11 protein-coding genes are annotated in these 13,217 nt (G+C 42.5%); 4 read left to right on the forward strand and 7 right to left on the reverse strand.

The window, feature by feature from the left end; translation table 11 throughout:
- Nucleotides 1–77: 77 nt before the first annotated feature.
- Nucleotides 78–1,298, reverse strand: coding sequence for a phosphoserine phosphatase SerB (serB, locus tag FTU06_RS07105; RefSeq protein ID WP_078190617.1), 1,221 nt, complete (start codon nt 1,296–1,298; stop codon nt 78–80).
- A 77-nt stretch (nt 1,299–1,375) separates the two neighbouring features.
- Between serB and FTU06_RS07110 the strand changes: the two genes are divergently transcribed.
- Complete coding sequence (locus tag FTU06_RS07110; protein WP_078190618.1) at nt 1,376–2,632, forward strand: hypothetical protein; 1,257 nt, start codon at nt 1,376–1,378, stop codon at nt 2,630–2,632.
- A 49-nt stretch (nt 2,633–2,681) separates the two neighbouring features.
- Here the strand turns inward: FTU06_RS07110 and ppk1 are convergent, their stop codons facing one another.
- The 5 genes from ppk1 to mhpT all read right to left on the reverse strand — a co-directional run bounded on the left by ppk1 (nt 2,682) and on the right by mhpT (nt 8,466).
- Nucleotides 2,682–4,745 carry a polyphosphate kinase 1 gene (gene ppk1, locus FTU06_RS07115; protein ID WP_180145752.1) on the reverse strand — a complete coding sequence of 688 codons (2,064 nt, stop codon included), beginning with the start codon at nt 4,743–4,745 and terminating at the stop codon, nt 2,682–2,684.
- Nucleotides 4,746–4,950: 205 nt separating this feature from the next.
- Nucleotides 4,951–5,919: a bile acid:sodium symporter family protein gene (locus tag FTU06_RS07120; protein ID WP_180145755.1), complete on the reverse strand. Its 969-nt coding sequence runs from the start codon at nt 5,917–5,919 to the stop codon at nt 4,951–4,953.
- A 73-nt stretch (nt 5,920–5,992) separates the two neighbouring features.
- Entirely contained in the window at nt 5,993–6,643 is a 651-nt protein-coding gene (gene pncA, locus FTU06_RS07125) for a bifunctional nicotinamidase/pyrazinamidase (protein ID WP_180145795.1), read from the reverse strand.
- A 70-nt stretch (nt 6,644–6,713) separates the two neighbouring features.
- On the reverse strand, nt 6,714–7,103 hold the full coding sequence (locus FTU06_RS07130; RefSeq protein ID WP_180145758.1) for a hypothetical protein: 390 nt from the start codon (nt 7,101–7,103) through the stop codon (nt 6,714–6,716).
- A gap of 151 nt (nt 7,104–7,254) precedes the next feature.
- Nucleotides 7,255–8,466, reverse strand: a complete 1,212-nt coding sequence (gene mhpT, locus FTU06_RS07135) for a 3-(3-hydroxy-phenyl)propionate transporter MhpT (RefSeq protein WP_180004342.1) — start codon at nt 8,464–8,466, stop codon at nt 7,255–7,257.
- Between the two features lie 723 nt (nt 8,467–9,189).
- Here mhpT and dapA point away from each other — a divergent pair.
- Genes dapA through purC form a run of 3 tightly spaced genes read left to right on the forward strand, consistent with a single transcriptional unit; the run spans nt 9,190 to nt 11,466 of the window.
- Nucleotides 9,190–10,089 carry a 4-hydroxy-tetrahydrodipicolinate synthase gene (dapA, locus tag FTU06_RS07140; protein WP_180145761.1) on the forward strand — a complete coding sequence of 300 codons (900 nt, stop codon included), beginning with the start codon at nt 9,190–9,192 and terminating at the stop codon, nt 10,087–10,089.
- A gap of 15 nt (nt 10,090–10,104) precedes the next feature.
- Nucleotides 10,105–10,710, forward strand: a complete 606-nt coding sequence (locus FTU06_RS07145) for a lipoprotein-34 precursor (NlpB) (protein ID WP_078193263.1) — start codon at nt 10,105–10,107, stop codon at nt 10,708–10,710.
- Nucleotides 10,711–10,746: 36 nt separating this feature from the next.
- Nucleotides 10,747–11,466, forward strand: coding sequence for a phosphoribosylaminoimidazolesuccinocarboxamide synthase (gene purC / locus FTU06_RS07150; RefSeq protein ID WP_078190626.1), 720 nt, complete (start codon nt 10,747–10,749; stop codon nt 11,464–11,466).
- Nucleotides 11,467–11,805: 339 nt separating this feature from the next.
- On the opposite strand, the gene FTU06_RS07155 is transcribed toward purC, so the two are convergent.
- The gene (locus FTU06_RS07155; RefSeq protein ID WP_180145764.1) at nt 11,806–13,077 is read right to left on the reverse strand and encodes a replication-associated recombination protein A; all 1,272 of its coding nucleotides are present in this window, start codon (nt 13,075–13,077) and stop codon (nt 11,806–11,808) included.
- Nucleotides 13,078–13,217 lie beyond the last annotated feature (140 nt).

Below are 13,217 nucleotides of genomic sequence, written 5' to 3' on the forward strand. Positions count from 1 at the left end.
GCTCATCGGATGGGCTGAATTCTTGGCATAAAAAACGCAGCCTTTTGGCTACGTTTTTTAGTATGAATTAAATGCTTTTAAGCACGATTTAAATCTTTATCATGCACCCCAAGCAGGTAAAGAACACCATCTAGACCCACGCTTGAAATGGCTTGATTAGCATTTTGACGTACCAAAGGTTTCGCACGGAAGGCAACGCCTAAGCCGGCTAAAGACAACATTGGCAAGTCATTCGCACCATCACCGACTGCAATAGCTTGTTCTAATGAAATCCCCATTTCTTCAGCGATTTGAGTCAACAAGTAGGCTTTGCGGGCACCATCGACAATATGGCCTTTCACTTCACCGGTTACCGCGCCATCTTGGACGTCCAGTACATTGGCATGCACTTCATCGATACCCAGTTTTGCTTGTAGATATTCAGCAAAATACTGAAAACCACCTGACAAAATAGCCGTGCGATAACCCAATGATTTAAGCGTTGAAATAAGACGTTCCGCACCCTCTGTGACAGTCAGACGTTCTGCAATCTTAGGCAATACCGAAGCATCCATACCTTTGAGCAGTGCCACACGTGCACGGAAACTTTGTTGGAAATCGAGTTCACCTTGCATAGCACGTTCAGTGATTTCAGCCACTTGAGCGCCGACACCCGCTTCAATCGCCAATTCGTCAATCACTTCTTGCTCAATCAGCGTCGAGTCCATATCAAAGCAGACTAAACGACGATTACGACGGTAAGCATTGTCCTCTTGAACGGCAACATCTACTCCAAGTTCGGTAGATAGACGTAAACATGCTGCACGCATCGCAGTGGCATCCAACATTTGGCCTTTTAAACCAAATTGAACGCAGGCACGGCGCGGACCTTCGCTCGATCCATCTAATTCTGGACGGCCAGATAAACGAGTCACAGTTTCAATATTAAAGCCTTGGCTCGACACAATATTTGTAACTGCCTGTAAATGAGACGCCTGTAATTCTGGCGCAAGTGCCGTAACGATATAGCGTGTGCGGCCTCCCTCATTTACCCATTGTTGATATTCTGTTGTAGAGATTGGTTTAAAGCGCACAGTTAAGCCAATATCATGTGCTAAAATCAACATCTCCTTCATGGCTAATGCTGTCGCAGTTTGGTCTTCCGACGAAACAACAATACCTAAAGTCAGTTGATTGTGGATGACTGCTTGTCCGACATCTAAAATCTGTAAGGAATGTGCGGACAAAACCTGCATTAATCGTGTAAATTGATTAGGTTGGTCAGGTCCTAAAAGTGATATAAGAATGATTTCTCGCATGAATTGACTCGGGTCTGAGCTACAACTAATGTAAGAATCATAATCTAAATTGAATAGAATTGCCTTGGAAGTTTACGTTGAATGCGCCTAGACAAGGGCTATTTGCTAGCCTATTAGTAGTTTGTTTTGCTTTGCATACCTTTTTATTGGTATTGGCAACAACCCACCAACTGAACGAAAACCGTGCCAGTCAGGGACAACTGATGACCAGTCAATTGGTTACAGACAGCCTATCTGAGCTTGAGCCGGCCAATACTGTATCATTAGCCTTACTTGCTGACCGCTATGCAACCAACCCGAGCGTGGCTTCCATCCGCATCTTAAATGCCAATAATCAAGTTTTAGCCACAGGCGGTTTGACCAAAACCCGTGACGGTGAAATCTTTGTTCGAGATGCCCTGCAAAACGAAAAGAAAGTCGGAACGGTTGAAATCACCTTAATTAAACCAAGTATTGGTGAAATCTTACGTACGCAATGGGCTGCGATTCTATTTTCATTATTCTTACATGGCTTGTTATGGTTGGCGTATCGTGCAATTGCACGTCCAAGTCGTACTGAATATTTAGCGCGAATCAACAATGAATCACGTCTAAAACATGAAATTCAAACGCTAGCGCAGGCTTTAGAACAAGAAAAACATAATGCCGCTGTGGCGATTGCTCAAGCACAGCAAAATGCGCAAGCCAAAGCAAAACAACATAAAGACATGAAACCAGTGGTTCTCGACAGCAACAGCTTGGCATTAAATATTCAATTTTATGATCCGAAACAGCTGCTCGATAGCGTCAACAAAACCGTGTCTGTGCCGTATTTTAATCTCTGCCAAATTTTCTTAAATAAAACCACAGAACTCTGTGTTCAACATTACAAATTGAACAGTTCTGACATCAGTACGGTACATAAGTTTGATGAACATGGCGCAACCATCAGCATGACCGCTGACACTCCAGATGCGCTGCGTTGCCTCACCATGATCAGCTCAGTATTCCAATTGCTTTCTGATGTTTTATATAAACGCTACCGTGAAGAAAAACGTTTCGTTTTACAAACCCGTAGTGCAATTTCAAGCTCTGTCGAAGCCATGCAATTGTCTTCTGTACAAGCGGCTGAACGTTTAGTCCAACAATTGGTTGCCAAAGAAAGTGCCATTCATGTGCCGACAACTTTGCTCAAAGAGATTTCAGATCATTTCCAATTGGTCAGCTTGCCAAATCCGACCAATGTGTTGACGCGTCATGCGTTTATGCTCAATGGAATGGACAGTGATGCCGCTGAATTGGCTCAAAACTTCAGAACTGAAATTTTAAAATCCAAACAGTCAAAAGCCTCGTAAAGGTTTTAGCGCAATCAAAAATCCCGACTTGAGTCGGGATTTTTTTGTCTTAAACGGTCGAAATTTTCTGTGCAATCAAATATTTTTGCGCGTTATGCGGTTCGGTACCTGCTACAACCGCGACTTTCTCCCATTGCCCATTCGACTGCATTTCCCATGCATTTTGATTATCGTCCAAATAGTTAAGTAAACCATCTTTCATAATGCGTTTTTTCAGACGGCTTTCTAAAATTGGAAAACAGGTTTCGACCCGTGAAAATAAGTTACGTCCCATCCAATCGGCACTGGCACAGTACAATCGTTTTTCGCCTGCATGCTCAAAATAATACACTCGGGTATGCTCTAAGAAGCGCCCAACGATGGATCTCACATGAATATTCTCAGACATACCTTTGACCTGAGGAATCAAACAACAAATCGAACGGATAATTAAATCTACACGTACCCCTGCTTGCGATGCACGATACAAAGCAGCAATCAGTTGCGGTTCCGTGAGTGCATTGACCTTCACAATAATTCTTGCGTATTTTCCCGCTTGTGCGGCAACAATTTCCTGTTCAATCAGTTTCAGTAATTCAGTATGCAGGGTAAATGGTGCATGCAGTAAGGCTTTCAGCTTCGCCATCTTGCCCATGCCGGTCAGTTCCTGAAACATACGATGCACATCTTCGCAAATATCGGAATGCGTCGTCATCAGGCCATAATCGGTATACATCCGCGCATTGCCTGCGTGGTAATTACCTGTTCCCAAATGGGCGTAGCGTAACAACTGATTATTTTCACGGCGTACAATCAAAATCATCTTGGCATGGGTTTTATAGCCCACAATGCCATACACCACGACAGCGCCCGCTTCTTGCAATATATTGGCCACGGTAATATTGGATTCTTCATCAAACCGCGCCCGAAGTTCGATGACGGCGGTTACTTCCTTGCCGTTGCGTGCCGCCTCCGCCAAAACTTGTACGATGTCCGAATCTGGCCCACTACGATAGAGCGTTTGCTTAATGGCTAATACCTGAGGGTCTTTTGCAGCTTCACGTAATAAGTTGATGACCGGTTGAAAGGAGTCAAACGGATGATGTAACAACACATCTTGTGTTTTTAATACATCAAAAATCGCGGTTTGTTTACGAAAAACTTTAGGAATAATCGGTGTATAGACCGGATATTTCAGTTCAGGTCGATTAAAACTAGTACTGAGACGTGATAAATTGATCGGGCCTTCAATGCGATAGAGCTCCTGCTCACTCAAATCAAATTCATCTAACAAATAATCAATAATGCTTTGTGGACAATCATCTTCAATTTCTAAGCGAACTGCCCGACCAAAACGGCGTGAAGACAATTCATCTTTTAATGCCACCGCCAAGTCATCTACATCTTCAGCCAGAACCAAATCTGCATTGCGTGTCACTCGAAAGGCATAACAGCCTGTCGCTTTCATCCCCGGAAATAAATCATTGATATGTTGCTGAATAATGGCGGTCAGGAAAATTTGTGTCTCTGAACTGCCTTCAACCTCAGCGGGCATTTTGATTAAACGCGGCAAAGAACGTGGCGCAGGCACGATCGCCATTTCAATGGCACGACCAAAGGCATCTTTGCCTTCTAGGCTCACAATAAAGTTGAGGCTTTTATTAACCAAGCGTGGAAACGGATGAGATGGATCTAAGCTAATCGGCGTTAAGACAGGTTGAACTTCTTTACTAAAATAATGGCTAATCCACGCCCGATGTTTTTCTAAAATATCTTTAAATTGAATAAAGCGAATGCCTTCACTTTGTAATGCAGGCAATACAGCATGATTGAGGGTTTGGTATTGCTGTGCAACCGTGTCATGAATCACTTGGGAAAGTTCATCTAAGACCACTTCGGTGGGAATGGCATCTGGCGTCCGTGCAATCGCATTCAAATCTCGTTGTTTCATTAGCCCCGCAATGCGAATTTCAAAGAATTCATCTAAATTGCGTGAAAAAATGATGAGAAAATTCAAGCGTTCAAGTAAAGGTAAACTTGAATCGAGTGCCTGAGCCAAGACCCGCCGATTAAAATCTAAAAGTGACAATTCACGATTATAATAGGTCTCTGATGAATGCTGAAAATGTTGCATACCCTCTCAATGCTGTTTGAAACAGTCTATATCTAAAGTGTTTGCCGGCATGTTAGGCAGCGGATATGACACTTATGTTACAAATAGCATTAATCAATTAAAAAAGCATGCAATTCCCTAAAGCCCTGTTCATCAAATCATAAAATTTATTTTCAACATAAAAAAAGAGGGACATTGCCCTCTATTTTACTGAATTGTTTTTTGTTTATTGCACAGGCTTGTTTTGTTCCGATGCTTTGGGCTCACTCGTCCGTGCTGCCCAATAGGTTGCCAATGCTGGCCCAGAGATATTGTGCCACAAACTAAAAATCGCACTCGGCACAGCAGTCAGTGGTGAAGCGGCAAAGTGGGTGGCTGCCAATGCCACACCCAGACCTGAGTTTTGCATCCCGACTTCAATCGACACTGCTTTACAGTCTGCATAGGGCAATTTAAATAGGCGGCTGGCCCAAAAGCCCAATAGATAGCCCAAGCCATTATGTAAGGCCACTACCCCCAGAATCAGTAAACCTGATTGCAAAATCTGTGTTCGGCTACCCGCTATGATTGCCGCCACAATCGCCACAATTGCCACAACAGAAACCAGTGGCATGACCTGTATATAGGCATCCACTCGATGCTTAAAGACAGTTCGAATCATTAACCCCACAATGATCGGAAATAAAACCACTTGTAAAATTGAAACCAACATCGATGCCGCATTAATTTCAATCCATTGGCTTGCCAGCAAATAGAAAATCGCAGGGGTTAAAACCGGTGCAAGTAATGTCGAAACAGAGGTACAAGCAACAGATAATGCGGTATTGCCTTTTGCCATATAGGTGATGACATTAGAGGCCGTTCCACCCGGACAGCAACCGACAAGAATGACCCCGATCGCGATCTCTGCCGGCAGTTGTAATAATTTACACAAGAAAAAAGCCAATCCCGGCATCACAATAAACTGTGCCAAAACCCCGATCATCACAGCTTTAGGACTTTGCAATACACTTTTAAAATCTTGCAGTGTCATGGTCATGCCCATACCCAACATAATGATGCCTAGCATCCATGGGATATATGCTTTTAACCAAACAAATACATCGGGAAAAAACATGGCGAGCGCTGCAAACAGCACCACCCAAATCGCAAATGTTTTCTGCACAAATTGAGTGAATTTTAAGAAAGCCGACATAGGCATCTTCCATTTAAAAACAGGGACAAAAAAAGGCACACCCTTGTGCCTTTTCTCAACTGAGCCCACTGGGTCATGCCAAAGATAATGCCTGTGCATGCTGCTGCACAATATCTTTCAGGTAAATACGCTTCACCCCATTCGCCAACATGTCTTGCCATGCATGCTGAAGCGAACCCTGTAAATCGATCCCTTTGGTCAAATCAGCAATCACAAAAGTTTCAAAACCAAGCTTACGTGCATCCATTGCCGTCCATGCAACACAGAAATCCGTGGCAATGCCCACCACAAAGACTGCATCAATACCACGTTCGCGCAAATAGCCCGCCAAACCTGTTGAAGTTTTCTGATCTGCTTCCATAAAAGCAGAGTAGCTGTCGATATGCTGATGAAAACCTTTACGGATAATTAGCTGCGCCGTTGGTAAATTTAAATCAGGATGCAATTCGGCATCCTGTGTGCCTTGTACACAATGCGTCGGCCACAATACTTGCGTTCCATAATTCAGCTCTATGCTGTCATAAGGTACATGCTCAGGATGATTTTCAGCAAAAGAGATATGGTCGGCTGGATGCCAATCTTGAGTCAGCACAATATTCGTAAAGTATTGCCCCAGTTGATTAATCCCTGGAATAATTTGATCGGCATTGGCAACAGCCAACTGACCACCCGGGGTAAAACCATTTTGTACATCGACCACAATCAGCGCTGTATTTTTTTGCATATCTCTCCATCCGTTGTCATGCATTTTCGGCGACTCTACTGATTCGCTCATATTTTAAAAGCCTTAGTATTCAGTCCTGTGCATAAAAATAAAATGACTGTCCTTCCTGACAATACCGATACTTGGGCAAATGCTCAACCAAACATTGTGCAAAGCGTGGGTAAATACGGGCTTTTCGCCGAGTCGAAGCATGAAAATAAAAATATCGCGGTTGATGTTGAAAGATATATTTTAATAAATGGCTGCGTGTCTGCTGCATGACCTCAAACGCATTAATCTTTTCAGCAACATCTTCTAGGGTAGGTTCATCGGCAAAGGCCAACCACGCATTTTGTCTCGGCTGTTGGCGATGTCTTTGAAATACAGGTTTGAGTTCCAAGATAAGTTCGTATTGATGTAGATACAAACTGAATTCACGTTGATCAACTTTAAAAATTGCGACCAGTTTTCTTGCTGACATAGCCCCTCTACGTTGATTTTTTGTTTTCTCTTTCTGCTGTATTTTTACATAAAATACATTTATTTATATTGGTTTAGAGCATTAGTGCGACTTCTATTGTCGCCATAAAAAAGCCCGCAATATGCGGGCTTTTTTTGATATGGCATGTTCCTTATGATGGAATACGACGTACCAATAACAACATAAATATTGCAGAGATTGCGATACATGGAATTGCCGCGGTAATCACCCCTGCCGCACCAAAACCTGCTGCCAATAACTGACCCGCAATTGCAGGGCCTAACATTGCACCGACACGACCAACGGCTGAAGCTACACCAACACCCGTACCACGTAACTGTGTCGGATACACGATACCACCGAAGGCATACAATACACCTTGGCAACCAATCACGAATGCACCGACTAAAGCTGACGCCATGTACATTTGAGTCAATGAACCTGCACCATTCAGCGCAAATAGACCTGCCAAAATACCGCCGTACATCAAAATGATCACATAAGCTTTCTTCCAACGATCAGTCAACATACCTAAAATGATCGTACCAATGGTTGCACTCACCATGAAGTAGAACTGCGCAGTTGCACCATCTTTACGAGTGAAACCGAGTTCGGTGAACAACGACGGTAACCAGCTCAACATGATGTACACCACCATCAAGGTGAAGAAGTAGCTCACCCAAATTGAGAAAGTACGTAAACGGTTTTCTGTGTTAAAGAGGTTTTTGAAAGCACCTTGTTGCACTTCGCCATTGGCGGTCGCTTGAACCGCTTGATCTTTGGCTTTCAAGAATTCACGCGATTCGGGCAGGAACCAAATCATCAATGGAATCACAACAATCGGTAATAAACCGCCTAAATAGAAAATATTTTTCCAGTTTGCACCGAAGTCCGTCATTGCGACCAATGATAAGATTGCCGCACCCACAGGCATACCACAGTACATCAAACCGACTGCACGACCACGATTTTGTGGCGTTACCGCTTCAGATGCCAAGGTAATTAAAATTGGCATTGCTGCACCTAAACCTGCACCTGCAAGAAAACGTACAGCGAGTAAGCTATGGAAGCTATTTACCCATACCGTACATAAGGTAAAGATGGCGAACATCCCCGTAGACCAAATTAATACTTTTTTACGGCCCATTCGGTCTGCAATCCGACCACCCACCAAAGCACCAGGTAATAATCCTAAAATACCGGCACTAAAAAACACCCCTAGCTGCGAGCTATCCAGCCCGAAATATTCACGAATCCCTGCTGCTGCAATACCTGCAGCCTGAATATCCAGACCTTCGATTACGGCAATAAGGAAGCAGATTGCTACCGTGACAATAGCATGCTTATTATCTGACTTTTCCATTGGAGAATCCTTGTTGTCATCAGCGTTCAAATTAAGTCGCATCATCGCTGAGCCTTATAAAGGATATAACTACCAATAAGTTGAAGCCTTTTGTCCAAAATTGGATTACGTGCATGGTGTAATAGTTTTTGTGCTTTAAGTCACAAAGTCGTAAAAACAATTAAAAATTTAAAATAAAAAAATATGAATCGTGCAATGAACAGTCAAATCAAGCGATCTTTTTAAACACTCATAAAAACATGTCTATTTCTATTAGATATAAAAAAGATTATTACCCAAGTTTTTAACAATCATTTGTAATAAAACCCGAGCGAATTGATATAGTTTTTAAATCTTTAGTCATTGTTATTTAATCTTAAATTCTGATTAAAAAGCACGGAATACACATAGATCAACCTTTTGCTGATGATTTAATCAATCCCATCAACCATGCCAACCCTCTCGATTGAATAAAACATTTTCAAGATTCAGCCCTTGCTGAACAATTTTCAGGCTGCAAAAAAACCGCTATTTTACACTTGATTGTTTTAAGTTTGATTTGTATAAAGAATTTTATGGCTTTGACCAAAGCATATTGTTCTTATGCGTTTGATCAGTCATAATTTGCGTAAGCATTATTCAATTTGGGTATAGCCCAATGAACATGCTACAAATCAAAATTCGAAACCATCCAGAAATCAATATTTCATCTTGTCGGATGGACAAATAGGATAGCTTTTCAAAATGACTCAGCAAGCTCAGACCATTCAAGGTTCAATTGTCGCAATCGTCACCCCAATGTTTGAAGATGGCAGCGTAGATTGGAAGAGCCTCGAGAAGCTGGTTGAGTGGCATATAAAGCAAGGCACCAATAGTATTGTTGCTGTAGGGACTACAGGTGAAGCTTCTACCTTGAGCATGGCCGAACACACTCAGGTGATCAAAGAAATCATACGTGTGGCGAACAAACGCATTCCAATTATTGCCGGCACAGGTGCAAACTCAACCCACGAAGCAATTGAACTCACCAAAGAAGCCAAAGAATTAGGTGCAGATGCGGCATTATTAGTTACACCATACTATAACAAACCCACCCAAGAAGGCCTGTATCAACACTACAAAGCGATTGCTGAAGCTGTTGATTTACCTCAAATTTTGTACAATGTACCTGGCCGAACCGGTGTAGACATGCACAACGACACCGTGATCCGTCTTGCTGATATTCCACAAATCGTGGGCATTAAAGACGCCACTGGCGATGTTCCTCGTGGTCAAGAACTCATTGAAGGCCTTAAAGGCAAAGATATGGTGGTGTACTCAGGTGATGATGCAACGGCTTATCAGTTAATGGGTTTAGGTGCTAAAGGCAACATTTCGGTTACTGCGAACGTGGCGCCAAAAGAAATGAGCGAAGTGTGTGCAAGCGCTTTGGCGGGTGACGCAGTCCAAGCCGAGCAACAAAACAATACTGTTGCAAATTTACATCAAATTTTATTTTGCGAATCGAACCCAATTCCTGTGAAATGGGCACTTTATGAGATGAACCTGATTGAAACAGGCATTCGCTTACCATTAACACCCCTTGCAGAACAATATCGTACTCCGCTTCGTGAAGCACTCATCACTGCGGGCGTTATCAAATAAAGAAGAGCAAACATCATGCAATTACGTTTAGGACTTAGCCTGGCACTTTCAGTATTTACATTAGCCGGTTGTAGTTCACTTGCCTTTAATAATGGCACACTGGACTATAAACAAACCACAGATGTTGAACCGCTGAAATACCCTGAAGGGTCGATGGTTCGTCCTGCAACGCCTTTGTATCCTGCTCCATCTGTTGACCCACTAGCAATTGAGCATGCACCAAAGCTTGAAAATAAGCGCGGCAATCGCTATGCCCTTCCGCGTCCAGCCGCGGAAAAAAATAATGTCGTTGCAGATTCCTCAACAGACAGTACAAATATTAGCCGCCCTCAACTATTGGTGGATGGAAATCAAAATCCACTGATCAAAGTTGAAGGAAATTCTGCTACAATTTGGCAATACACACTTGCTACCCTCAGCAGCCTTAACCATACCATTGTTGGTCAGAGCAAAAACCGTTACGAAGTAACCGTCAAGGTCGATCAGCAGACCTATGTTTTAAGACTTTCTTCTGTAGGTTCAAGCAATAACATCGCTGTGTTCAATGCCGATAACAGTTTTGCAGACAAAGAAAAAGCTGCAGATCTGTTAGCTCAGATTTACCAAAATTGGCCAGCCTAGTCGTACTAGGCATTTTTTCTCGAAAAAGGTTCCCTCATGTTAAAACAAACCTTGCTCTATACTGGTAAAGCGAAATCTGTTTATGAAACAGATAGTTCTGACCACCTCATCCTAGTTTTCCGTGACGATGCTTCTGCATTCAACGGTGAAAAAATTGAACAACTGGATCGCAAAGGTAAGGTGAACAACCGTTTTAACGCCTTTATCATGGAAAAATTGGCTGCGGCTGGTATCGAAACTCATTTCGAAAAACTTCTTTCTCCAACTGAAGTTTTAGTGAAAAAATTAACCATGGTTCCTGTAGAGTGCGTAATTCGTAACTATGCAGCAGGTTCACTTTGCCGTCGTTTAGGCGTTGAAGAAGGTAAAGAACTTACTCCGCCAACTTTCGAATTGTTCTTCAAAGACGATGCGTTAGGCGACCCAATGGTGAATGAATCACAAGCGATTGCATTAGGTTGGGCGACTGCTGAACAACTCGCTCAAATGAAAGAATTGACTTATAAAGTAAACGAAGTACTTAAAGGTCTATTCGATGCAGGCAACATGCTGCTTGTTGACTTTAAACTTGAATTTGGTGTGTTCCACGACCGTATCGTACTGGGTGACGAATTCTCTCCAGACGGCTGCCGTCTATGGGACAAAGACACTAAGAAAAAACTCGACAAAGACCGTTTCCGTCAAGGTTTAGGCGGTGTAGTTGAAGCGTATGAAGAAGTTGCTGCACGTTTAGGTATCGACCTTTCTGATATCTAAGTCGTTCATCGATTTAAAAAACCGAGCTCTTTAGCTCGGTTTTTTTAATTAAATATTACTCGATTAATCCATGATCGAAAAAACAAATGTTAACCATAAAAATCCTCTGTTTCACATTTACCCACGTTCACACTAAGATAGCTACATACCAGGCAGCACGAGGATCTATAAGTTTCCAATGTGTATGCCGACCAGATTTTCCATCTACCCTCTAGGATATATTTCCCCAAAGACATCCTATTTTTTCAGCCCAGCTCGCCTTGAGTTGGGCTTTTTTTTGCATGAAATAGACATAAAAAAGGGCGCCGAAGCGCCTTCCCATTATGATCATTCAAATTATTACTGCTGTTGTTGTTGCATCCAACGTCGTTGCTGCAAACGCTCACCTTCAACTTCACGTTTATTACGTGCAGACTCATACAGCTTAGTGCCTTTCAGTTCAGGCGGCATATAATCCTGCATGACAAAATGCTCAGGATAATTATGTGGATATAAATAGTCCACGCCATAGCCTTGCTCTTTCATCAATTTGGTTGGTGCATTTCTCAAATGTAGTGGCACAGGTAGATTCGATGTTTTTTCTGCCAAATCTATGGCTTTGTTGATGGCCAAATAAGTACTGTTACTTTTAGCACTGGTTGCCAAATACACCGCACATTGCCCCAAAATGATTCGACATTCAGGCATACCAATTGCCTGCACAGATCGGAAACATTCTCCAGCCAACAGTAAAGCATTTGGATTTGAGTTGCCAATATCTTCAGATGCCGCAATCAACATACGACGGGCAATAAAAACAGGATCTTCACCACCTTTGAGCATTCGAGCCATCCAATACAAAGCGGCATCTGGATCACTGCCTCGAATCGACTTAATAAAAGCCGAAACTAGATCATAATGCTGTTCGCCCGATTTGTCATAGCGTGCAATATTTTGCTGCGCAACTTTGACTACCACCGCATTGTTAATGATATTCTCTAAGTCTGGCTCAAACGTACTGGCGATTAAATCTAAAAGATTTAATGCTTTACGAGCGTCACCTGCGGCAAATTGAAATAAAGCTTCATATTCTTCGATTTGAATATAACGCTCTTTTAAAAACGAATCTTGCTGAATGGCTTGATCCAGTAAGCGCTGAATTGCGTCATTATCCAGAGCATTTAAGGTATACACCTGACAACGGGACAATAAGGCATTATTAACTTCAAATGAAGGGTTTTCTGTGGTTGCACCAATCAGAGTAATTTTGCCCTTTTCAACCGCATTCAGTAAGGCATCTTGTTGTGACTTATTAAAACGATGAATTTCATCAATAAACACCACAGGTGTCAATAAATCTCCACCATCGGCGATGATTTCACGTAACTCTTTCACCCCAGTATTGAGCGCAGATAAACTAATAAATGGTCGGTCAACGGCCTGCGCTAACAACAATGCAATTGTGGTTTTACCTACACCCGGAGGTCCCCAAAAAATAATCGATGGCAAATGCCCTTGGTCAATCATCTGGCGTAACGGTGCATCTTCACCCAGAAGGTGATCTTGTCCAATAATTTGAGATAAATCATGAGGACGCATGCGCTCAGGAAGAGGAATTTGGCTGTCTGACATCTTATTATTTCGTTTCCGGCAATTGGGGACGTTTTTTCTATTCTAACACTGCCTTGGCAGAATCTTTGCTTTATTCGGTATTCAATTTAGGAGGGTGGTTTAATGTCGTTATTTAAGTATCTTGCATGTAAAAAAGCTTA

It is taken from the genome of Acinetobacter sp. YH12052 (assembly GCF_013419835.1).
Taxonomy (GTDB): domain Bacteria; phylum Pseudomonadota; class Gammaproteobacteria; order Pseudomonadales; family Moraxellaceae; genus Acinetobacter; species Acinetobacter amyesii.